Below are 23,893 nucleotides of genomic sequence, written 5' to 3' on the forward strand. Positions count from 1 at the left end.
AATGTAGAAAATAAGAAAGAGCAGGGGGAAAGAGAGTGAGTGTACCAATCATTCATTTTTATACAAAAAAGAATTGCCCATTATGCGAAGAGGCAAAGGATCTTTTGAAAATTTTGCAAAGAGAAATGACGTTTACTCTCCTTGAAGTCGATATATATTCTAATGATAAATTACTGGAACAATATGGCCTTATGATTCCTGTAGTCGAAATCAATGATCAGGTTATTCAATACGGCCGTATAGATTTAGATGAGATTCGTCGCTATTTAACGTGATGTTCACATTTAGAACCTTGCAACTATTCGAAACTCCTGTTAGAATGGAATTACATCAGGAGCTATTTTTTTACATAAACTGGGACGCTAAACGTCTTGCTAGGACAAAAAATGACCAAAGTATAAAAGGAGTTTGAAGGATATGGACGGAATACTCCATTTACAGAAGAAATTAATTCCAGATATATTTGAGGTCATGCAAAAAAGATACAATATCTTAAGAACGATTCGTACTTTGCAGCCGGTAGGCAGACGAAGCTTATCACTGACTTTGAACATTACGGAGCGGATTTTGCGCAGCGAAGTGGAATTTTTGAAAAACCAAAATCTTATACTCATTGCGAGCTCTGGAATGACTGTTACCAATGAAGGGAAAGAGGTACTCGACCATCTGGGTGGTGTAATAAGGCAATTATCGGGTATAGATGATATGGAACGCCTATTACAGGAAAAACTTAATTTGGAGAAAATTATCATCGTTAACGGTGATAGTGACCAATCCCCATGGGTAATAGATGAGCTTGGACGTGCCGGTGCGTCGCGTATGAAAAGTCTCTTAACGGGTAAAAATATCATTGCCGTAACAGGTGGAACAACAATGGCAGCAATAGGAAGAATGTTACCTGATGTCTCAGAGCTTCCAGATGTGGATGACATTTTGTTTGTACCAGCGAGAGGCGGTCTTGGCAAGGGTGTTCAATACCAGGCCAATACAGTTTGCGAACAAATGGCAGAAAAGATGCATTCACGATATCGTGTCCTGTATGTACCGGACAACCTAAGTGAAGCAGCATACAATACGCTAACCAGTGAACCTGCTATACATGAGGTATTGAATTTGCTGAAATCAGCTAATATCGTTCTTCATGGTATAGGGGAAGCCAAAACAATGGCTGAAAGAAGGAAATCATCCAATGACAGTCTCCAGGAGCTTGAGAATAAAAAGGCAATCGGAGAGGCGTTTGGATATTATTACGATGAAGATGGCAACATAATACAAAAAGTCCATACAATCGGCCTTCAATTAGATGATCTGGTTAATGCGGAACATGTAATCGCCGTCGCGGGCGGAGCTTCAAAAGCTAAGGCAATAAAAGCTTATATCAAAATGGCACCTAAAAAACCGATTTTAATTACGGATGAAGGTGCGGCACTACAGTTACTTAAGGGATAACACCCTTTTGAATATAATTTAAAATCTATTTCTAAGATTCCAAAAGGAGGAACCTTCTAATGGCAGTAAAATTAGGTATTAATGGTTTTGGTAGAATTGGACGTATCGTATTCCGTGCAGCGTTAAATAATCCGGAAGTAGAAGTTGTAGCAGTTAACGATTTAACTGATGCAAAAATGCTTGCGCATCTTTTAAAATATGATTCCGTTCATGGAACTTTAGATCAAGATGTAACAGTTGACGGAGACTACTTAGTAGTAGCTGGACAACGTGTAAAAGTTCTTGCTGAAAGAGATCCAGCTCAACTTGGTTGGGGAGATCTTGGAGTAGATATCGTTGTTGAATCTACTGGACGTTTCACTAAACGCGCAGATGCTGCAAAACACCTTGAAGCTGGCGCTAAAAAAGTTATCATTTCTGCACCTGCATCTGATGAAGATATCACAATCGTTATGGGTGTTAACGAAGATAAATATGACGCAGCTAACCATGATGTAATCTCTAATGCATCTTGTACTACAAACTGCTTGGCTCCATTTGCAAAAGTATTGAACGATAACTTCGGTATCAAACGCGGAATGATGACTACAATTCATTCTTACACAAATGACCAACAAATCTTAGACTTGCCACACAAAGACTACCGTCGTGCTCGTGCTGCTGCTGAAAGCATGATCCCTACAACTACTGGTGCTGCTAAAGCTGTTGCTCTAGTATTACCTGAATTGAAAGGTAAATTGAACGGTATGGCTATGCGTGTACCAACTCCAAACGTATCTGTTGTTGACCTTGTTGCTGAATTAGAAAAAGAAGCAACTGCAGAAGAAATCAATGCAGCATTAAAAGCAGCTGCTGAAGGTGAATTAAAAGGAGTTCTTGAGTACAGCGAACTTCCATTAGTATCTCGTGACTACAATGGAACTACTCAATCTTCTACTATTGATGCTCTTTCTACAATGGTTATGGAAGGCAACATGGTTAAAGTACTTTCTTGGTACGATAACGAAACTGGTTACTCCAACCGTGTAGTTGACCTTGCAGCTTACATTGCTAAAAAAGGTCTTTAATCTTTAACGTAGTAGATAGAAAACCTTATTAAAGGTATAATGAATTTGTTTAAGGGGGGAGAGGGGAAAATTCCCCTTTCTCCCTGTTTTATTTTAACGGCAATTAATCAGAGTTTGGGCAGACCTGATTAAGTCTTTAGCTGGTCCCTTATTTTAAAGGAGGTTCATTTAAGTGAACAAAAAATCGATTAAAGACATTGATGTACAAGGAAAAAAAGTATTTTGCCGCGTTGATTTTAACGTACCAATGCAAGATGGCAAAGTAACTGATGACACAAGAATTCGTGCGGCTTTACCGACTATTCAACTTTTAATTGAAAAAGGCGCAAAAGTAATTCTGGCAAGCCATTTGGGCCGTCCAAAAGGTGCAGTAAAAGAAGAGCTACGCTTAACTCCTGTTGCTGCGCGTTTAAGCGAATTACTTGGCAAAGATGTTAAGAAAACGGATGAAGCATACGGAGAAGCTGTACAAGCTGAAATCGGGCAGATGAAAGATGGCGATGTACTTCTTCTAGAAAACGTACGTTTCTATCCTGGCGAAGAAAAGAACGACGCAGAATTGGCAAAAGCATTTGCAGATCTTGCAGATGTGTATGTAAATGATGCATTCGGTGCAGCTCACCGTGCACATGCTTCGACAGAAGGAATTGCAAAACATATCCCTGCTGTAGCCGGTTTGCTAATGGAAAAAGAATTAGAAGTGCTTGGAAAAGCTCTTTCTAATCCAGAACGTCCATTCACAGCAATTATTGGTGGAGCAAAAGTAAAGGATAAAATCGGTGTAATTGATAATCTTCTTGAGAAAGTGGACAACCTAATCATTGGCGGTGGACTAGCATATACGTTCATCAAGGCTCAAGGTTATGAAATTGGTCAATCTCTTTTAGAAGAAGATAAAATTGAATTGGCTAAATCCTTTATGGATAAAGCAAAAGAAAAAGGTGTTAACTTCTTAATGCCGGTGGATGCGGTTATTGCAAAAGAATTTTCACCTGATACAGAGTCTAAAGTGGTAGATATTGATGCGATTCCAGCTGATTGGCAAGCGCTTGATATCGGACCAAAGACTGCAAAATTATATGAAGACACTATTAAAAATTCCAAACTCGTGATCTGGAATGGACCAATGGGTGTATTCGAATTTGATAAATTCGCTGGCGGTACAAAAGCAGTAGCAGAAGCACTTGCAAATGCGGAAAATACATACTCCGTAATTGGTGGTGGGGACTCAGCTGCGGCAGTTGAAAAGTTCGACCTTGCGGATAAAATGAGCCACATCTCTACTGGAGGCGGTGCTTCCTTGGAATTCATGGAAGGTAAAGAGCTTCCTGGTGTGGTAGCGTTAAACGACAAATAAATACATTATACGGACACATACGAGAGGATGAGAAAAGTGCGTAAACCAATTATCGCAGGAAACTGGAAGATGAATAAAACGGTTGGCGAAGCTTTACAATTTGTAGATGAAGTTAAAGGTTCCATTCCTACTCCAGAAAAAGTGGATGCGGTTGTGTGTTCTTCTCCGCTATTTCTTGAATCGCTTGTAAAAGCAACAAAAGGAACGGATCTTAAAGTTGGTGGACAAAATATGCACTTTAAAGAAAGTGGCGCATATACGGGTGAAGTAAGTCCGGAAGCACTTTCTGATTTAGGGGTAGACTATGTTATCATTGGACATTCCGAACGTCGTGAAATGTTCAATGAAACAGATGAATCAGTTAACCAGAAGACATTGGCTGCTTTTAAACACAATTTAATCCCTATTGTGTGTTGTGGGGAAACGTTGGAGCAGCGTGAAGCTGGTAAAACAAAAGCTCTTGTAGCTGATCAAATTAAAAAGGCATTCAAAGGCCTTACGGAAGAACAAGCTAAGAAGACAATTATTGCTTATGAACCAATCTGGGCAATTGGTACAGGAAAGTCTTCCACAGCAGCTGATGCTGATGAAGTTTGCGGTCATATCCGTCAAACAATCGCTGATAGCTTTTCAACTGATGTGGCAGAAGCAATTAGGATTCAATATGGCGGTTCTGTTAAACCTGAAAACATCAAAGAATATCTTTCAGAAGATAATATCGATGGTGCTTTAGTTGGCGGAGCAAGCCTTGAACCAACTTCTTTCTTAGGATTATTGGAGGCTGTTTCTAAATGAGTAAGAAACCAGTAGCGTTAATCATTCTCGATGGGTTTGGATCTCGAGATGTAACACAGGGTAATGCTGTGGCACAGGCTAAAAAGCCTAACTTTGACCGTTATTGGGCAGAGTATCCACATAATCACCTGATAGCGAGTGGCTTAGCAGTTGGTTTGCCGGAGGGACAAATGGGTAACTCAGAAGTTGGCCATTTAAATATCGGTGCAGGCCGGATTGTTTATCAAAGCTTAACTCGAGTAAACCTTGCGATTCGTGAAGGTGAATTCGAAAAGAATGAAACTTTCTTAGGCGCGATTCAACATGCGAAAGAAAATAATAAGGCTCTACACTTAATGGGATTATTATCTGATGGTGGAGTACACAGCCATATTCAGCATTTATTTGCATTACTTCGCTTGTGTGCTAAAGAAAACTTTACAAATGTTTATGTACACGGCATTTTAGACGGACGTGATGTTGGTCCTCAAACTGCTGAAAAGTACATTCAACAAACTGAAAATATGTTTAAAGAAATTGGTGTAGGCCAGTTCGCGACTATTTCAGGACGTTATTACTCCATGGACCGTGATAAACGCTGGGATCGTGTAGAAAAAACGTATCGTTCCATGACTTATGGTGAAGGACCTTCTTATTCTTCCGCAATGGAAGTAGTAGAGGATTCCTACCGTAATGGGATTTTTGATGAATTCGTTCTACCATCTGTAATTACGAAAGCTGATGGACAGCCTGTGGCGAAAATTGAAGATAATGATTCTGTTATTTTCTATAATTTCCGTCCTGACCGTGCTATCCAAATTTCTAACGTATTTACAAATGATGATTTCCGCGGCTTTGACAGAGGCCCAGGATTCCCGCAGAATTTGTATTTTGTTTGCTTGACTCACTTTAGTGAAACTGTTAAAGGATATGTTGCATTTAAACCAACAAATCTGGATAACACAATCGGTGAAGTCTTATCGCAAAACAACTTAAAACAGCTTCGCATTGCCGAAACTGAAAAATACCCACACGTTACCTTCTTTATGAGTGGTGGACGTGAAGATGAATTCCCAGGCGAGAAACGTATTTTGATTAATTCTCCAAAGGTTGCCACGTATGACCTTAAACCTGAAATGAGCGCTTATGAAGTGACTGAAGCCCTTATGAAGGAATTGGATGAAGATAATCATCATGCGATCATCCTAAACTTTGCTAACCCTGATATGGTTGGGCACTCCGGAATGCTTGAACCAACAATCAAAGCAATTGAAACTGTGGATGAATGCCTTGGAAAAATCGTCGATAAAATCCTATCTATGGGTGGTAAAGCCATTATCACAGCTGACCATGGTAATGCTGATGAGGTAATCACTCCAGATGGAGATCCGATGACAGCACATACGACAAACCCTGTTCCAGTGATTGTCACTGATAAAGAGGTAGAACTTCGTGACGGTGGAATTCTGGGTGATTTAGCTCCAACTATGCTTGAACTATTGCATGTAGAGCAACCGAAAGAAATGACTGGAAAATCATTAATTAAAAAGTAAGTTGTACAAACTATAAAATGTACTATATTTTCCAATTAAAAGGAGAGAAATTTAATGCCAATTATTATTGACGTTTATGCACGTGAAGTATTAGACTCCCGTGGTAACCCAACAGTTGAAGTAGAAATTGAAACAGAATCTGGCGCATTCGGCCGTGCTATGGTACCAAGTGGTGCTTCCACTGGTGAATACGAAGCAGTAGAACTTCGTGATGGCGATAAAGACCGTTACCTTGGAAAAGGTGTTCAAAAAGCAGTAGATAACGTAAACAATATCATTGCTGAACAAATCATCGGTATGCATGTTCTTGATCAAGCTGGAATCGACAAAGCGATGATCGACCTTGATGGAACTGAAAACAAAGGTAAATTAGGTGCGAACGCAATTCTTGGTGTTTCCATGGCTGCTGCAATCGCTGCTGCTGATTACCTAAACATTCCTTTATACCGTTACCTTGGCGGATTCAACACGAAACAGCTTCCAACTCCAATGATGAATATCATCAACGGTGGTTCTCACGCTGATAACAACGTTGACTTCCAAGAATTCATGATCATGCCTGTTGGAGCTCCAACTTTCAAAGAAGCAATCCGTATGGGTGCTGAAGTATTCCACAGCTTGAAAAAAGTTCTTCACGACAAAGGCTTAAACACTGCAGTAGGTGACGAAGGTGGATTCGCTCCAAACCTTGGTTCTAACCGTGAAGCTCTTGAAGTAATCATTGAAGCAATCACTAAAGCTGGCTACGAAGCTGGTAAAGATATCTACCTTGCAATGGACGTAGCTTCTTCTGAGTTCTTCAACAAAGAAACTAAGAAATACGATCTAGCAGGCGAAGGACGCAATGGTCTTTCTTCCGAAGAAATGGTTAACTTCTATGAAGAATTAATCAACGAATTCCCAATCATCTCTATTGAAGATGGTTTAGATGAAAACGACTGGGAAGGCCACAAATTGTTAACTGAGCGCATTGGCGATCGTGTACAACTTGTTGGTGATGACTTGTTCGTTACAAACACTAAAAAGCTTGCTGAAGGTATCGAAAAAGGTATTGCTAACTCTATCCTAATTAAAGTTAACCAAATCGGTACTTTAACTGAAACTTTCGATGCAATCGAAATGGCAAAACGCGCTGGTTACACTGCAGTTGTATCCCACCGTTCCGGTGAAACAGAAGATTCTACAATCGCTGACATTGCAGTAGCAACAAACGCTGGCCAAATCAAAACTGGTTCTATGAGCCGTACAGACCGTATCGCGAAATACAACCAACTTCTTCGTATCGAAGATGAGCTTGGCGATTTAGCTGAATACAAAGGTCTTCAATCTTTCTACAACCTTAAGAAATAATTAACGAAGTAGAAATTTTTGATGAGTTGATGAGTATTTTATATGATTTTCAAGGACGCTTGAGAAGTATTATAAAAGCTCAAAAGGGAAACTTCTTATACTGAATTTCAGTATAAGAAGTTTTTTTTTTACAATAAAACGCCTCTTTCCTTATTGGAAAGAGGCGTTTTTGTTAGAATAATGGTTGATTAATTTTGAATGAACATTTGCACCCAGTAATGCTCATACTTTTCATAACCAATCCCGATTTCAGTATAGTTTGGATTTAGGATATTTTCTCTGTGACCCTCTGAGTCCATCCAACCTTCCATAACGGCTTCAGCTGTTCTGTGGCCTTGTGCAATGTTTTCAGCTGCTGCTACGTATGTGATTCCGAAAGCCTTCATCATATCAAAGGGAGTTCCGTATGTTGGTGATGTATGGGCAAAATAACCGTTTTCTGACATATCTACAGCTTTCGTGTAAGCAACTATGGATAAGTCTGCATTATTGCTGAGAGGTTGTAGACCGTTTTTAGCTCTTTCCTCGTTGACTAATGCAACAATTTGGTTGACGATGGCTTGGTCATTGCCTTCTGGCTCCGTTACTTCAGGAGTAGTCTCAACAGGTTCTGTTACTTCAGGAGTAGTCTCAACAGGTTCTGTTACTTCAGGAGTAGTCTCAACAGGTTCTGTTACTTCAGGAGTAGTCTCAACAGGTTCCGTTACTTCAGGAGTAGTCTCAACAGGTTCCGTTACTTCGGGAGTAGTCTCAACAGGTTCCGTTACTTCGGGAGTAGTCTCAACAGGCTCCGTTACTTCGGGAGTAGTCTCAACAGGTTCCGTGACCTCAGGAGTAGTCTCAACAGGTTCCGTTACTTCGGGAGTAGTTTCAACGGGCTCCGTTACTTCAGGAGTAGTCTCAACAGGCACCATTACTTCAGGAGTAGTTTCTTCAGGTTTAGTAACTTCCAAATTGGTTTTCTCAGATTCTGTCACCTTTGGTAAATTAATTTTTTGTCCTGGAAAGATTAGATCTTTATCATGAATTTGAGAATTTACATTTAGTAATTCAAGAAAATCCACGTCTAATTTCCTGGCAATATCCCATAATGTATCGCCAGAAAGTACGGTATATTCATTCATAGTATCAGGCATGTTAATAACTTGGTCGGGATAGATTAAGTCTTTATTCGGAATTTGATTATTAACTTCTAAAAGTGCTTGAAAATTAACATAATTACGTTCCGATATATCCCATAAGTTATCACCAGATCTTACTGTGTATGTTTCAGCAAAAGTTGACATGGGGCTTAACAAAATGACTGATGTCATCGTAAGGGCTATCTTTATTTTCATATAATAAAATGTGCCTCCAGTATTGTTTAGGTATATTATCAACTAATGCCTAGGAATACTAGTTTAATAATATTTATTCGCATATAAACAAACAATCTATTTAACAATTTAAATAGTAAACTTTTGGTTAACCATATTGAAGGTAACATTAAAGAGAAAATTCAGTCAAGTTTTATGCAAATATTGTCGAATAATGACGAAAAATATCCATGTTCTCCCTAAATTGGTACCGTTCTCGAGAAAGACATAAGGATGAGACTGGACAGTAATAAACTAATGCACTGGGAATTGGAATTAAGTGAAGAAACAGATCAGCAACTAAGTTTATCATTTAAAAGCATACAAACGGATGATTGATTGTTTCAATGAAAGATGAACAACTAAAATGAGAATTTGAGATGACTAAATTACTACAAGAAGAGATTTCAATGGAAATTGGTGAGGGAATACTTAAATACCAATATAGATTGTGAAAGGGAGTAAAAAGAATAATTCTACGAACTAAAATTCCTATCCGAGTATGTATATAATTCCCGAAAACGCTTGAGAAGTTTTATAAAACCTTAAAAGGGATAGATTTAGTCAGACTTTAACCTCCTTATGCTTATAATGTGGGTTTTGTTTTATTTGATAGGCTATTGTATTCTGAAATGTCTGTTATTAAACTTATGTTATATAAGAATAATAATTTCCTTAAGAGAGTTGAGAGGCATGAAGAGAAGTCGGACAATTATATCAAAGTTAATCGGTTTAGGACTACTGATTGTGTTTTGCTGGTCAGGAATTTATTTGTTTCAATATGCAATGGATGAATATCAGATGTATAAATTGGAGAAGCAGCTGGATCAAGATAAACACAAGGTCATATCAGAAGAGACAGGTAATGCCGATTTTACTAAATTGGTAGAGCTGAATGACCAATCGGTTGGTTGGATCACCATTGATGGAACAGCCATTGACTACCCTGTTGTACAGGGTGATGATAACAGTTACTATTTAACGCATGATTTTAACAATAGCTCGTCCATTCAGGGAAGTATTTTTATGGATTATCGTAATCAGGAAGGGTTTGCAGACAATCATATCATTCTTTATGGACATAATATGAAGAACGGTACGATGTTTCATGATTTGAATAAATACAAGGATGAAAACTTTCTTTACGAGCATAGATATATAAACTTTTATGGGAAAACGGGCTATTATAAGTGGGAGGTTTTTTCTACTTATAACACAGATCCAGATTTTAATTATATCCAAACTGAGTTTGGAACTAGTGAACAGTATCTTGCTTTTATAAACCAATTACAATCAAGGTCAGATTTTAGCTATAAGAAAGAACCATTGACTGATAAGGATAAGGTTTTAACGCTCTCAACGTGTAGTCAAGGCTTAAAGGACGGAAGAAGAGTGGTCCATGCAAGACTTATAGAAGAAGGAGTATATGCAGAGCAACATTAATATTTCAATAAAAAGGAGGCAGCTCGTATAAGCTGCCTCCTGATTATTATTAATCTTCAAAGCCTGCTTTCATTGTATCAGGATGAGATCCGGAACGGCTATCCTCGTTAAGCTGATCGATTCTGTCCATTTCCTCAGGAGATAGTTCAAAATCAAACACTTGAGAGTTTTCAATGATACGGTGTTCTTTGATTGATTTTGGAATCGTTACAACGCCATGTTGAAGATCCCATCGTAAGATGACTTGAGCAACTGATTTATTATGCTTTTCAGCAATTTCTTTGAGCACTGGATTGTCCAAAAGCTCTCCTCGTTTTAATGGAGACCATGCTTCCAATTGGATTCCTTCTTTTTTACAGAAAGCACGCAAGTCTTCCAATGTTAAATGAGGATGGAATTCCACTTGATTCACCATTGGTTTAATTTCAGCGGTAGAAATTAAATCCTCAAGGTGATGAATCAGGAAGTTGCTTACACCAATTGCACGAACGCGTCCATCTTTGTAGAGTTTTTCAAAGGCTTTCCATGTTTCTTTATATTTATCCTTACCAGGCCAATGAATTAGATAAAGATCCAAGTAATCCAAGCCTAGCTTTTCCATGCTTTCATCGAAGGCTTTTAAGGTAGATTCATATCCTTGTTCACTATTCCATAACTTTGTTGTAATAAATAAATCCTCGCGTGGCACACCTGATTCTTTGATCGCTTGGCCTACGCCTTCTTCATTACCGTAAATGGCAGCTGTATCAATGCTGATATATCCATTTTGGATGGCTGCTTTAACAGACTGGATAACCTCTTCACCTTCTTGAACTTTAAAAACGCCCAATCCAAGCCATGGCATTTCAACGCCATTATGTAAGGTGACTGTATCTTTGAGATTTGTTGGCATATCTGAATCCTCCTCTGTCTAATTTGGTTTTTTCTAACTATTCTTTTATTATAAAGGATGACTGTTCAACTTAGTTAATAGAATGAATTCTTATTTTTTCCTTGCTGCTTCAGCCTTTTCAATATACATCTTTGCGATTTCAGTAATCTGATCGTAATCTCCTGTTTTGGCCGGTGCTAACAGATTGCCGCCGACTCCGTTTTTGGGGTAAGAGTTCAGTCATTTGGGGCTAAAAATCAATAAAAAAACATTGAGGCTCGCCTCAATGTTTTTAATTCTATTGCTTCATTAAATCATTAAATTGCTTGTATTGAATACTAACTTCTTGCTTCGGTGGAGCGGTCAGTAAGCTGACAATGATGATGGCAAGTGTGCTTGCTCCAAAGCCAGGAATCATTTCATAGAGTGTATCAGAGAGACCTATGCTAGACCAAATAATAACAGTCAGGGCTCCCACAACGATACCTGCCAATGCTCCCCATTTATTCATACGTTTCCAGAAGAGACTTAACAGGATGAGCGGACCAAATGATGATCCGAAGCCTGCCCAAGCATAACCAACCAGTTCAAGAATCGTTGAGTTCTTTTCCCAGGATAAAAATAACGCGACAATCGAGACAATTAAAACGGACAATCTTCCCAAGAAAACAAGTTCTTTATCAGATGCTGATCGTTTGAAGAATGTTTTGTAAATATCTTCTGTTAACGAACTGGATGTAACGAGAAGCTGCGAAGAAATGGTACTCATAATGGCAGCTAAAATAGCTGAGATTAAAAATCCGGTAATGATCGGATGGAATAATACTTCGCCTAAAACGATAAATACTGTTTCCGGGTTATCCAATGGAGTGCCTGCTTGTGAAAAATACGTAATCCCGATAAAACCAGTCAGCATCGCACCAATGATGGAGAAAATCATCCATCCCATCCCGATGCGACGAGCCTTTTTAATTTCTTTAACAGATGAAATAGCCATAAAGCGGACAATGATATGAGGCTGGCCGAAGTAACCAAGTCCCCAGGCAATGGAAGAAAGGATGCCTAGTATCGTTGTTCCTCTGAAAATATCTAATAAGGCAGGATTAATGGATCGTGCTGTATCAATGGACTCTCCTAATCCTCCCACTTCAATGAGAGTGACGATTGGAACGAGAATCAGTGCAACGAACATGATGATTCCTTGTACAAAGTCAGTCCAGCTGACGGCAAGAAATCCTCCGAACAAAGTGTATGCTACTACTACCAGTGTAACAACTATTAATCCAGTATGGTAATCAAGTCCGAATGTACTTTGGAAAAGTACACCGCCGGAAACCATCCCCGATGAAACATAAAAGGTAAAGAATACTAGAATAACAAGTCCAGAAATTAAGCGAAGTATCTTTGAGGTATCACCAAAGCGGTTCTCTAAATAGCCAGGTATTGTAATCGAATCATTGGCTATTTGTGTATACGTACGCAGTCTCGGAGCTACATAAATCCAGTTCGCCCAGGCTCCTATCGTTAAACCGATGGCAATCCATGCTGCGCTAAGACCGGATAGATACATAGCTCCGGGTAATCCCATTAACAGCCAGCCACTCATATCAGCCGCCCCTGCACTCAAAGCTGTTACGGCAGGTCCGAGTGTTCTGCCGCCAAGCATATAATCAGATAAATTCGATGTTCTTTTATAGGCAAAATATCCGATTCCGAGCATTAAAATCATGTAAATAATGACTGATGTTAATAATGCATAATCCATCTGTGATCCCCCTTTGTCTCTTCTCTAATTTGTCCTGCACTTTCACTTACTATCTAGAATAAAACGTTTGATTAAGTTTATCAGAAAAGTTAAAATATTTCACTTTATATATAAGTAGATCAAAAATTAAAGATAGTGAATACATAGCTTCTAAATGAAAGCGTATATAATTAACGCTTGTATTAGGGCTTTTTATAACCAGCACCTAAACAAGTGATGATTAAAAAATAATGAAGGGATGGGAGAGTAGGGAAACCTCCTATTCTCTTTTTTTTTATTGTAGGCTGATATGAATTTCAATCAAAAAAAGAAAAAACCGATTGCGGCCAGCGCAATCGGCATTTATTTTTGATCAGTTTCTGGAGAATCCTTTTTCATCCATTCATCGGCCCATTTTGCAATGGATTGCATCATAGGCTTCATGGCTTCTCCTGCTTCTGTTAAGGAATATTCAATTCGGACCGGCGTTTCCGGATAAACTTCGCGTTTGACAATCCCTTGTTTTTCCAATTCCTTTAGCCGTTCAGATAGTACTCGTCCACTGATACCAATTGAGGATTCCAGCGTACAGAAACGCTGAGGACCGGATTGCAGTTGATAAATAATTAACCCTGACCAACGGCGGCTGAGGATATCCATAGCTTTCTCAAATTTAGGACAAATGTGAGATTGATTCATATTACATCACCCCTCTGGTCTATATTATATCGTATTATTGAAAAATCATATAATTATTTATAGGAAATAATTTACTTGATATAAATTTATTACTAAAGTATAATTACTTACATAAAGTAAGTTATGTACTGATTAAATTATAAAAAAACAAAATGCCATTTGGGAGAGAGTAATATGAACTTTCATCAGAAAACAAATACGTTTGTGAAAAGTCTTGAATTGAAGATACTTAATATGGAAAGATCGCTCGCCTTTTACGAAAACATCATTGGTTTTAAAGTGCTGGAGAAAGAGGAGAATCGTACAGTTTTAACAGCTGATGGGGAAACACCATTATTAACTTTGATTCAACCTGAAAATGTTATACCAAAAGAGGCACATAAAACCGGGCTGTACCATTTTGCTTTATTGTTGCCTTCACGTGCAGATTTAGGAAGCTTTTTGCATCATATTGCAAAAATTAATTACCCATTGGGTGCTTCAGATCATCATGTTAGTGAAGCACTATATTTACAGGATGTTGATGGGAATGGAATTGAAATTTACGCAGATCGCCCAGCTTCCTCATGGATATGGAAAGACAAAGAGGTTCATATGGTTACGGAGCCTTTGAAGGCAGAAGAAGTATTGGCAGCAGGAGAAGACACGATGTGGAAAGGCCTTCCGTCTGATACGGCAATGGGGCATATTCATTTGCATATTGGCAATCTTGAACTGGCGGAGGAGTTTTATTGCCAGGGATTGGGATTTGATGTAGTTACTCGTTATGGAAATCAGGCATTGTTTTTGTCCACAGGTGGCTACCACCATCATATCGGTTTAAATGTATGGAATGGCAGGAATATACCGGCTGCTTCAAAAGAAAGTGTGGGACTCCAAACATTCACTATTTATTATCCTAATCATGAACAAAGAGAAGAAGTGATTTCACGTTTGAATAATATAGGTGCTGAAGTTCGAGAAGAGAATGGAATTTGGGTAACAACAGACCCGTTTGGTTTATCTATTCGGTTATCTGTCTAAATAGATTTTAGTATGTATAAAAACATTGGGGAGGAATAAATCATGACAAATACAAATGAATTTTTATCAGCAATTGAAAAAAGACGTTCACTGTATGCGATTAGTAATGAAAAGGTAATTTCTGAAGAAAGAGTAGAGGAGATTGTTAAATTCGCCGTCAAGCATACACCATCTGCCTTTAACTCACAAAGCGCAAGAGTAGTCGTATTATTTGGAGAACAAAGTAATAAGTTTTGGAGTATCACAACTGAAACATTACGAAAAGTCGTACCTGCCGAAAATTTTAGTGACACTCAGGAAAAAATGGATATGTTTAATGCTGGATATGGCACTGTACTCTTCTTTGAAGATCAATCGGTCATAGAGGGGCTGCAGTCACAATTTGATCTATATGCAGATAAATTCCCTATTTGGTCTAATGAAGCCTCCGGAATGCTGCAGCTCGTCGTTTGGACAGCTCTTGAAGCGGAAGGATTAGGAGCTACACTTCAGCATTACAATCCGTTGATTGATGAAGAAGTGAAGGCAACCTGGAATATACCTGCAAGCTGGAGATTATCCGCCCAAATGCCATTTGGTAAACCAGTTGCTCCTGCTGGTGAAAAACAATTCAATCCAATTGAAGATCGTGTGAAAGTGTATAAATAAATCAACAAAAAAGACGCTCCATTTTTAGTTTACTCCAAAAGTTAGATTTTATATCTAACTTGAGGTGCTAAAAAGTGAGCGTCTTTTCATTTAATTTCTATCGCGGTACTCTCTCCTTAGTTCGTTTTGAAAACGGTCCAAAAATACGCCAATCAGGAAAAATGCGATTAATATAGAATAGAAGGTTTTAAATACGACCTGGACAGATCCCGGACTCCAAACAGTCGACCAGAAAGTGCCTTCGCCAATAAATCCATAGGCAAGTATTAAGATATGTAATGCCAACCAAAAGAGGCTTAGAGTGCTCGTATTCGAGCGAATAATGACTGCTATTAAGCTAATCAGTGCTGCTATACAAACTACGAAAAGGATGGGGTTAATAGACAACCATTCTATAGATAAGAGTTCAAAAATCAATAAACCAATCAAACATAGATGTACAAAATAGGTCATAAAATAGATGAACGGCCTTCCATTAAGTTTAGAAATGATTAATAGTACACCGGCCGCGAGTAAAAGAGCTCCCATTAAGGGGGCATTCCATCCGAAGAACATCATTAAACTGCCAAATATAAATCCGATCATATTTATGTAATTTACTTTATATAACCAATCGGTAAACATAATCATGTCCCCCTCTGTCCCGGGTTTTTGAATCCTCTTATTTGATTATACCCTGCCTGCGGTGAATTTAACTATTACCTCCTTGTTAGTTATTGTGAAAAAAAGGTGGTTATGGTAAAGTGATAGTATTGATAAGACCGTAATTAGGAGGTATTTGTTCGTGTTGCATACTACGCTCATGGTATTATTGGTTATTACATGTATTAGTTTAATTGTTGTGGTCTTACTGCAATCCGGTAAAAGTGCAGGTTTATCCGGCGCGATTTCCGGTGGTGCTGAACAGCTTTTTGGTAAACAAAAGGCGAGAGGACTTGATTTATATTTACACCGCGCTACTATTGTTTTATCAGTATTATTTTTTGTTTTAACCATTCTGGTTTCTTTCTTTGCAAAGTAATAGTGCGAAAACAAACATTGCCTGGCAGCTTTGCCAGGCTTTTTTGATGTGTAAATCGTTCATATTAATAGCGTTTTGTTCCTCTAACATCGTAAACTAATAGTACATAGTATAAGTTTTAACAAAGGGAGATTTTTTATATGAAATTAACTCAGCCAAAACCATTTACATTCGAGGGAGGAAACCGTGCAGTCTTATTGCTTCACGGTTTTACAGGGAATAGCGCTGATGTAAGGATGTTAGGCCGATATCTTGAAAGCAGGGGATATACATGTCATGCACCGCAATATAAAGGGCACGGAGTACCTCCGGAGGAGTTGGTAGAATTCGGACCAACTGATTGGTGGAAGGACTGTATGAAAGCCTATGATCGATTGCGGGCAATGGGCCATAAGGAAATTGCGGTAGCAGGTCTTTCGTTAGGAGGGGTATTTTCCTTGAAATTAGGTTACACTGTACCTGTTAAGGGTATCGTTACCATGTGTTCACCTATGTATATAAAAAGTGAAAAAGTTATGTATGATGGGGTACTTGAGTATGCCCGTCAGTATAAAAAGCGTGAAGGTAAAAGTCAGGAACAAATTGAGGCAGAAATGAATTGTTTTCGTCCAATGAATACCCTGCAAGCCTTGCAAGAATTGATTGGCAATGTAAGAGATCATGTGAATCAAGTGGATGTTCCGCTTTTTGTCGCTCAGGCACGCCACGATCATATGATCAATACTGACAGCGCTAATATTATCTATAATTCTGCAATTACTGAACAAAAAACATTAAAATGGTATGAGGAATCAGGCCATGTGATAACACTGGATAAAGAACGTGATCAGCTTCATCAGGATGTTTTTGCGTTTTTAGAGAGTCTTGATTGGGCAAATTAATAGATAGATCAATGATAAAGGAAAGAAAGGAGGGGTTTGTGATGGATGACATGATACGTCAACATGTAGAAAAGCTGTATTCTTATATGAAAGAAGAAGCTTACAAACCCATGACCGTACAAGAATTAGAGGCAGCAATGGGGGTAGAAGACTCCGGGGATTTCAAGGATTTTGTGAAGGCTCTTGTCTATATGGAGGAGCATGGCCAAATCGTGAGAACTCGTTCTGATCGTTATGGACTGCCAGAACGTATGAACCTTGTAAAAGGGAAGGTATCAGGTCATGCTAAGGGATTTGCTTTTGTGCTACCTGAAGAGAAAGGCATGGATGATATTTTTATTCCTCCGCATGAGTTAAATAATGCGATGCATGGAGATATTGTTATGGTCCGTGTTTCTTCACAATCATCAGGCCAAAGACGGGAAGGCACCATTGTTAAAATCATTGAACGCGGTGTCCAAAATGTCGTAGGGACATATACGGAAACAAGAGGGATTGGTTTTGTAATCCCAGATGATAAAAAAATGGCTAATGATATCTTTATTCCTAACGAGGCGAAGAACGGTGCCGTTGAAGGTCATAAAGTAGTTGTTAAAATAACAAATTACCCAGAAGGCAGAATGTCGGCAGAAGGTGAAGTTATCACGATCTTAGGGCATAAAAATGACCCGGGTGTTGATATTTTATCCATTATTCATAAGTTTGGTTTGCCAGGAGAATTTCCAGAGGATGCACTGGAACAAGCTAATCAAACACCTGAAGTCATAGATGAAAAAGATCTGGCCAATCGTCGTGATCTTAGGGATGAAACGATTGTCACGATTGATGGTGCGGATGCGAAAGACTTGGATGATGCTGTTACAGTAACGAGACTTGATAATGGAAATTATAAATTGGGTGTACATATTGCCGATGTTTCTCATTATGTAACCGAAGGATCGCCAATTGATAAGGAAGCGGCAGAGCGTGCAACAAGTATCTATCTTGTGGATCGAGTTATTCCGATGATACCACATCGACTATCAAATGGAATTTGTTCATTGAATCCACGTGTTGACCGTTTAACATTATCATGTGAAATGGAGATTGATTCTGAAGGAACTGTTGTTTCCCATGAGATTTTCCAGAGTGTCATTAAAACAACAGAGCGTATGACGTATTCAGATGTGAATGAGATTCTTGTTGATAAGAACGCAGAATTGATTGAGCGCTATGAACCGCTTGTTCCGATGTTTGAGGAAATGGAGAAATTGGCTGGAATTCTTCGCGAAAAACGGATGCGCAGAGGAGCCATTGACTTTGATTTTAAAGAAGCAAAAATCCTTGTTGATGAGAATGGAGAACCAACCGATGTTGTTCTTCGTACACGATCTGTTGCAGAAAAATTAATTGAAGAATTTATGCTGGCAGCTAACGAAACAGTAGCTGAGCATTTCCATTGGATGGACGTGCCTTTCCTTTATCGAATCCACGAAGATCCAAATGAAGAAAAGCTGAGAAAGTTCTTCGACTTTATCGTGAACTTTGGCTATATCGTTCGTGGTACGGCGAATTCCATTCACCCGCGTGCTTTGCAGGAAATCATTGAAGCGGTACAGGGAAAACCGGAGGAAATGGTCGTATCGACAGTCATGCTTCGCTCCATGAAGCAAGCAAAATATGATCCTGAAAGCTTGGGACACTTTGGCTTGTCGACAGATTATTATACTCACTTTACATCACCGATCCGTCGTTATCCTGACTTAATTGTTCATCGCTTAATTCGAACGTATTTAATAAATGGAGACTTAAGCAGAGAAACACAGGAAAAATGGAATGAAAGACTTGGTGAGATTGCCCAGCATACTTCCTCAATGGAAAGACGGGCAGTAGATGCTGAGCGTGAAACGGATGATCTGAAGAAAGCTGAATACATGGAAGATAAAGTGGGCGAGGAGTTTGACGGGATTATTAGCTCTGTCACAAACTTCGGTATGTTTGTTGAGCTTTCCAACACAATTGAAGGTCTTGTCCATGTCAGCTACATGACTGATGATTACTATCATTTTGACGACCGTCAATATGCGATGATTGGTGAACGTACAGCTAAGGTTTTCCGAATCGGAGACGAGATCACCGTAAAGGTCATTAATGTAAATAAAGATGAGCGTACCATTGACTTTGAAATTGTTGGGATGAAAGACAACCGTGAACGAGTTTCCGGTGAAAAACGTATTTTTAGAGCAGAACCGGGTAAAAACCGCCGCAAGGATTCTTCCAAACCACAGGGAGGAAATGGAGACAAGCGCGGTCCGAAAGGCCAAGGCAAAGGTAAGCCTGGAGAAAGCTCCGATAAAAAAGGCCCAAGAAAGAAAAAGAAGTTTTACGAAAACGCACCGGCTGCCAAGCGCAAATCCGGTAAGAAGAAAAAACGATAATAAGCAGAGGAGAGCTGACTTATGTTGGCTCTCTTTTCTTTGTGTTAGATTTGTAGTTATATTTACCATGCTGAGGTATATAGATAAAAAAGAATTGATGATATAGAAAAACAGCTTGTCTAGTCATAATACTGTACAATAGACAGTACAATCTATATAATACATATGTATTTAGTATGAATTAAAAGGGGGAGAGATTGAATTGGATACGACCTTAGTTATTATAAATATTCTTATTTTGTTAGCATTAGTCGGTGTACTTTTCTATATGCAAAAGAAACATGTTTCTTTTGCAAAACGAGTATTTACAGGTCTCGGATTAGGAATTCTTTTAGGGGTATTCCTTCAATTTGCATTTGATCCTGACAGTGCTGTATTGGCAGATACAAAAAATTGGTACAGCATTGTTGGAACAGGTTATGTTAGCTTTTTAAAAATGATTGTCATGCCTTTGATTGTTGTGTCGATTATATCAGCTATCATTCGCATAAAAGGGCAAGCTGGAGTTGGTAAAATCAGCTTTTCTATTATCGGTATTCTGGTTTTAACAACAGCTATAGCAGCCGCTGTTGGAATTGGCAGTGCTTTAACGTTTGATTTATCAGCGGACCATCTTGAATCTGGCGAAGCAGAGGAGGCACGTTCAGCTCAATTAGAAGAAACAATGGTTCAAGTAGAGAACCAGAGCTTTCCGGAACGTATTTTGCAGGTCATCCCAACAAATCCGTTTCTTGATTTGACTGGCCAACGACCTACTTCTACAATTGCAACCGTAATTTTTGCAGCGTTTGTTGGAATTGCGGCAATCGGAGTTAGAAGAAAGGCGCCAGCGGAGTTTGAGACATTTGAGAAAATCATTAATGCCTTATATAAAATTGTCATGCGAATCGTTACGTTGATTCTTCGTTTAACACCGTATGGTATTTTAGCGTTAATGGCTACAACTATTGCCAATACAAATGTACAAGGAATCATTGAATTATCTACATTTGTTATTGCTTCCTATGTAGCATTGATCGTGATGTTCCTGATCCACTTAGTTATATTATTCTTTAGCGGTTTAAATCCAATGCAATATGTTAAGAAAATGGGTCCATTACTTACGTTTGCTTTTACATCCCGGTCCAGTGCGGCAGCTATTCCTATTAATATAGAGACTCAAACCAAACAATTTGGTAACTCTGAAGGGATTGCTAACTTTTCTTCTTCATTGGGAGCGTCTATTGGTCAAAATGGATGTGCAGGAATTTACCCGGCTATGCTGGCTGTAATGATTGCACCTGATCCGCTAGATCCCGTTTTCCTTATTCAATTAGTCATCATTGTAGCTATCAGTTCATTTGGTGTAGCTGGTGTTGGCGGAGGAGCTACCTTTGCCGCATTAATCGTATTATCCAGCATGAACCTGCCAATTGGTATAGCAGCCTTACTGATCTCTGTAGAACCATTAATTGATATGGGAAGAACAGCTCTTAATGTCAGCGGTTCAGCAACAGCAGGATTAGTAACCGGCCGTATGACAGGCGAATTGAACAAAGAAGTATACAATGGTAAAATGGTTGAAATGAATTCACTTGAAGCATAAAAGAGTAAGGAAGAATGCGTAATTGTTGCATCTTCCTTTTTTCTTTAAGTCCGCATCCCATTCCTGATGGAAGGATAAGAGGACATTTCAATCGAATACTAAAGGTATGGAATTTAGCGAAATGGAGGAATACTAGAATGAGTAAGATTACGATTCAAACAGCTAAAGCACCGGCCGCAATCGGGCCATATTCTCAAGCCATTCGAGTGAATGGGTTTATTTATACATCAGGCCAGCTAGGATTAGATCCTGAGACGGGCGAATTAAAAGATGGTGTGAAGGAACAAACTCACCAAGCATTTAAAAATATTCAGGCCATTTTAAACGAAGAAGGCCTTGGTTTGGACCAAATTGTGAAGACAACGGTCTTCCTGAATGATATGAATGATTTTGCAGCAGTTAATGAAGTATACGCAACCTACTTTACCGGCAGCTTTCCGGCAAGGAGTGCGGTAGAAGTAGCGCGGCTTCCAAAAGACGGACTTGTAGAAATAGAAGCCATTGCTGTAGTATGATAAAAGGAGAGCCTGATATTCTGGGCTCTTTATTCACCTAACCCATATAAAGAGAGAGGGGGCAATTATATGCCAAAAGGTTCAGGAAAGGTAATCGGCCAAAATAAAAAAGCGTACCATGATTACTTTATCGAGGAAACCTATGAAGCAGGAATTGTTTTGCAGGGAACTGAGATTAAATCGATTCGAAATGGTCGTGTGAACTTAAAGGATTCATATGCAAGGATTATTAATGGGGAAGTATTCTTAATGGGAATGCATATTAGCCCATATGAGCAGGGTAACCGCTATAATCACGACCCATTGCGTGTGCGTAAGCTACTTTTGCATAATAAGGAAATCAGTAAATTAATTGGTTCCACAAAAGAACAGGGATATGCACTTGTTCCATTGAAGCTGTATTTAAAGAACGGTTTTGCAAAAGTTTTGATCGGTTTAGGTAAGGGTAAAAAGAATTATGATAAACGTGAAGACTTGAAGAGAAAAGAAGCAAAGCGTGAAATCGAACGAGCGTTCAAAGAACGTCAGCGTTAAGCTTTGACTGGTACTCTCACCAAGTTCTTACAATTGAATTTCATATTCATTATGTTATAATTACTTATGTACCACAATTGAATAGAAGCAACGCTCAAAGTACGCTTCTTCATTTCGTACGATCCACATTCTTATCATGGGGACGTTACGGATTCGACAGGGGTAGTTCGAGCTTATGTTGCGAGTCGAGGGGATCGGCCTCGTTAAAACGTCACAGCCTATAACTGGCAAACAAAACAACAACTTAGCTTTCGCTGCTTAATAACAGTCGATAAGCTGTTCCTCCCTCCATCGTCCATGTGGTAGGGTAAGGGACTCAACTTTAGTGGACTACGCCGGATCTCACCGTCTGAGGGAGAAGGAAGAGAATAACCAGACTAGCTGTCCGGACGCCTGTCGATAGGCATAAGGCACAGCGAATTGCCAATATATCGACTACACTCGTAGATGCATAAGTGCCGTTATCTTTGGACGTGGGTTCGACTCCCACCGTCTCCACCAAATACATAATTTTGGTGGTTTTTGTTTTATATATGACATAAAGCATAAATTTTCCGCTTCGGAAGGTTTATGCTTTTTTTTTGAGGAATCAGTCTTGTTATAATTATACCGTTTTTTGGTATATAGGATTATCTGGCATCATAACGTGGTAGACGACAAAGAAAGGGGTGAGTAAAATGTTGAAACAGATGGGTATCGTGCTAGCTTTAACAAGCATTTACCTTGCTGGATGCTCGCATGAAGATGCAGCTACGGATAAAAAAGCAGGGGAGAAACATGAAGAATCAGCTCAACCTGTAACAACAGAAAAATCTTCAACGGATCAGAAGGAAGACAGCGAATCTGCCAACGGAAGCCCTGTAAAAGCTGAACAAAACGACTCACATGATGCCTCATTATCTCAGGAAAAAGTAATAAAAGATGCCAAGGAACAAATCAAAGGCTCAATATCTCCTAAGCTACCCATACATCTTCCGCTATCGTCTGAGGACAAGAATCTAAGTGCGGCGACCCTTTCGGAATCTGATATGTATCGCGTTATATTTTTTGAAAGCGAAAAAATGATACCAGTCAACAGTAAAGAGTTGAACAATAGTACCATTGCAAAACCGATTGCTGTAATAGAAGTCCATCAGTATAAAACTGAAGAAGAGGCTAAATCAAAAATCGGCTATATACAGCCTGAGGGGATCCAGGCAGGGAATCCAATAGATCTGGGTCATTCCATCCAAGGATATGAGGACGCAGGGGCAGGACATAAGTGGCTAAATTGGCATGAAGGAAGATGGTATCTACAAGTCCAAGCCTCCAATATAGAAGGCAACAGTGACTACGTCCCGCTCGCTAAACAAATGGTCTCCTATCTTGAAAGCAACCAACTGCCAGTGCCCCATGAATATGGTTCTGTAAAAGCGGATATAGATTCGCAAAAAGCAGGCAATAACCGTATTTCTTGGCAGGAAGGTACAGTCGTTTATACGGTCTCCGAAGTGGCAGACCCCATTGACATGCTAGCGATAGCTTGCAATTTTGATGAAACGAAAGAATAAGTGTTGGTATAGATAGAGAGTTTAGTTTTAGTGAAATTGATGACTTTCTAATAAGAT

22 protein-coding genes and 1 other RNA gene are annotated in these 23,893 nt (G+C 39.1%); 18 read left to right on the top strand and 5 right to left on the bottom strand.

Annotation, left to right across the window (positions count from 1 at the left end):
* Positions 1-35 precede the first annotated feature (35 nt).
* The 7 genes from FHY45_RS13955 to eno all read left to right on the top strand — a co-directional run bounded on the left by FHY45_RS13955 (position 36) and on the right by eno (position 7,550).
* A complete protein-coding gene (locus FHY45_RS13955) occupies positions 36-275 on the top strand; it encodes a glutaredoxin family protein (RefSeq protein ID WP_257469108.1) in 240 nt (79 codons plus the stop codon).
* A gap of 142 nt (positions 276-417) precedes the next feature.
* Positions 418-1,449: a sugar-binding transcriptional regulator gene (locus tag FHY45_RS13960; protein WP_139892216.1), complete on the top strand. Its 1,032-nt coding sequence runs from the start codon at positions 418-420 to the stop codon at positions 1,447-1,449.
* Positions 1,450-1,508: 59 nt separating this feature from the next.
* Positions 1,509-2,516 carry a type I glyceraldehyde-3-phosphate dehydrogenase gene (gene gap / locus FHY45_RS13965; RefSeq protein ID WP_066106217.1) on the top strand — a complete coding sequence of 336 codons (1,008 nt, stop codon included), beginning with the start codon at positions 1,509-1,511 and terminating at the stop codon, positions 2,514-2,516.
* Positions 2,517-2,688: 172 nt separating this feature from the next.
* Positions 2,689-3,873 carry a phosphoglycerate kinase gene (locus tag FHY45_RS13970; RefSeq protein WP_066106220.1) on the top strand — a complete coding sequence of 395 codons (1,185 nt, stop codon included), beginning with the start codon at positions 2,689-2,691 and terminating at the stop codon, positions 3,871-3,873.
* Positions 3,874-3,909: 36 nt separating this feature from the next.
* Positions 3,910-4,668 carry a triose-phosphate isomerase gene (gene tpiA / locus FHY45_RS13975; RefSeq protein WP_139892217.1) on the top strand — a complete coding sequence of 253 codons (759 nt, stop codon included), beginning with the start codon at positions 3,910-3,912 and terminating at the stop codon, positions 4,666-4,668.
* Positions 4,665-6,200 (top strand): 2,3-bisphosphoglycerate-independent phosphoglycerate mutase, encoded by a 1,536-nt coding sequence (gene gpmI, locus FHY45_RS13980; protein WP_066106226.1) that lies wholly within the window; start codon positions 4,665-4,667, stop codon positions 6,198-6,200. Before tpiA ends, gpmI begins: the two co-directional genes overlap by 4 nt.
* Positions 6,201-6,254: 54 nt before the next feature.
* Entirely contained in the window at positions 6,255-7,550 is a 1,296-nt protein-coding gene (gene eno, locus FHY45_RS13985) for a phosphopyruvate hydratase (RefSeq protein WP_066106229.1), read from the top strand.
* Positions 7,551-7,738: 188 nt separating this feature from the next.
* Here the strand turns inward: eno and FHY45_RS13990 are convergent, their stop codons facing one another.
* Positions 7,739-8,887 (bottom strand): LysM peptidoglycan-binding domain-containing protein, encoded by a 1,149-nt coding sequence (locus tag FHY45_RS13990; RefSeq protein WP_139892218.1) that lies wholly within the window; start codon positions 8,885-8,887, stop codon positions 7,739-7,741.
* Between the two features lie 711 nt (positions 8,888-9,598).
* On the opposite strand from FHY45_RS13990, the gene srtB reads away from it, so the two are divergent.
* The gene (gene srtB, locus FHY45_RS13995) at positions 9,599-10,348 is read left to right on the top strand and encodes a class B sortase (protein ID WP_180349981.1); all 750 of its coding nucleotides are present in this window, start codon (positions 9,599-9,601) and stop codon (positions 10,346-10,348) included.
* Positions 10,349-10,397: 49 nt separating this feature from the next.
* On the opposite strand, the gene FHY45_RS14000 is transcribed toward srtB, so the two are convergent.
* From FHY45_RS14000 to FHY45_RS14015, 3 genes are all read right to left on the bottom strand, one after another.
* Positions 10,398-11,240 (bottom strand): aldo/keto reductase, encoded by an 843-nt coding sequence (locus FHY45_RS14000; RefSeq protein ID WP_139892220.1) that lies wholly within the window; start codon positions 11,238-11,240, stop codon positions 10,398-10,400.
* Between the two features lie 277 nt (positions 11,241-11,517).
* Complete coding sequence (putP, locus tag FHY45_RS14010; RefSeq protein WP_139892221.1) at positions 11,518-12,984, bottom strand: sodium/proline symporter PutP; 1,467 nt, start codon at positions 12,982-12,984, stop codon at positions 11,518-11,520.
* Positions 12,985-13,326: 342 nt separating this feature from the next.
* Positions 13,327-13,662, bottom strand: a complete 336-nt coding sequence (locus FHY45_RS14015) for a winged helix-turn-helix transcriptional regulator (protein ID WP_139892222.1) — start codon at positions 13,660-13,662, stop codon at positions 13,327-13,329.
* A gap of 174 nt (positions 13,663-13,836) precedes the next feature.
* Between FHY45_RS14015 and FHY45_RS14020 the strand changes: the two genes are divergently transcribed.
* Together FHY45_RS14020 and FHY45_RS14025 are read left to right on the top strand one after the other, a co-directional pair.
* Entirely contained in the window at positions 13,837-14,685 is an 849-nt protein-coding gene (locus FHY45_RS14020) for a VOC family protein (protein ID WP_139892223.1), read from the top strand.
* Between the two features lie 42 nt (positions 14,686-14,727).
* Positions 14,728-15,333 carry a nitroreductase family protein gene (locus FHY45_RS14025; RefSeq protein WP_139892224.1) on the top strand — a complete coding sequence of 202 codons (606 nt, stop codon included), beginning with the start codon at positions 14,728-14,730 and terminating at the stop codon, positions 15,331-15,333.
* Between the two features lie 90 nt (positions 15,334-15,423).
* Here FHY45_RS14025 and FHY45_RS14030 read toward each other — a convergent pair whose 3' ends face one another.
* On the bottom strand, positions 15,424-15,957 hold the full coding sequence (locus tag FHY45_RS14030) for a hypothetical protein (RefSeq protein ID WP_066106276.1): 534 nt from the start codon (positions 15,955-15,957) through the stop codon (positions 15,424-15,426).
* 178 nt (positions 15,958-16,135) lie between these two features.
* Here FHY45_RS14030 and secG point away from each other — a divergent pair, with 178 nt between their 5' ends.
* The 8 genes from secG (at position 16,136) to FHY45_RS14070 (ending at position 23,836) form a co-directional block, all read left to right on the top strand.
* Positions 16,136-16,354, top strand: coding sequence for a preprotein translocase subunit SecG (gene secG, locus FHY45_RS14035; RefSeq protein WP_373925489.1), 219 nt, complete (start codon positions 16,136-16,138; stop codon positions 16,352-16,354).
* 140 nt (positions 16,355-16,494) lie between these two features.
* Positions 16,495-17,235 carry an alpha/beta hydrolase gene (locus FHY45_RS14040; RefSeq protein WP_139892225.1) on the top strand — a complete coding sequence of 247 codons (741 nt, stop codon included), beginning with the start codon at positions 16,495-16,497 and terminating at the stop codon, positions 17,233-17,235.
* A gap of 50 nt (positions 17,236-17,285) precedes the next feature.
* Positions 17,286-19,652, top strand: a complete 2,367-nt coding sequence (gene rnr / locus FHY45_RS14045; RefSeq protein ID WP_373925490.1) for a ribonuclease R — start codon at positions 17,286-17,288, stop codon at positions 19,650-19,652.
* Between the two features lie 202 nt (positions 19,653-19,854).
* The gene (locus FHY45_RS14050; protein WP_139892227.1) at positions 19,855-21,237 is read left to right on the top strand and encodes an L-cystine transporter; all 1,383 of its coding nucleotides are present in this window, start codon (positions 19,855-19,857) and stop codon (positions 21,235-21,237) included.
* A gap of 137 nt (positions 21,238-21,374) precedes the next feature.
* On the top strand, positions 21,375-21,752 hold the full coding sequence (locus tag FHY45_RS14055) for a RidA family protein (protein WP_066106287.1): 378 nt from the start codon (positions 21,375-21,377) through the stop codon (positions 21,750-21,752).
* Positions 21,753-21,821: 69 nt separating this feature from the next.
* The gene (smpB, locus tag FHY45_RS14060; RefSeq protein ID WP_066106290.1) at positions 21,822-22,286 is read left to right on the top strand and encodes an SsrA-binding protein SmpB; all 465 of its coding nucleotides are present in this window, start codon (positions 21,822-21,824) and stop codon (positions 22,284-22,286) included.
* Between the two features lie 138 nt (positions 22,287-22,424).
* Positions 22,425-22,787, top strand: a transfer-messenger RNA (tmRNA) gene (ssrA, locus tag FHY45_RS14065).
* Positions 22,788-22,963: 176 nt separating this feature from the next.
* On the top strand, positions 22,964-23,836 hold the full coding sequence (locus tag FHY45_RS14070; RefSeq protein ID WP_066106293.1) for a hypothetical protein: 873 nt from the start codon (positions 22,964-22,966) through the stop codon (positions 23,834-23,836).
* Positions 23,837-23,893 lie beyond the last annotated feature (57 nt).

This window comes from Bacillus sp. D386, assembly GCF_006346415.1.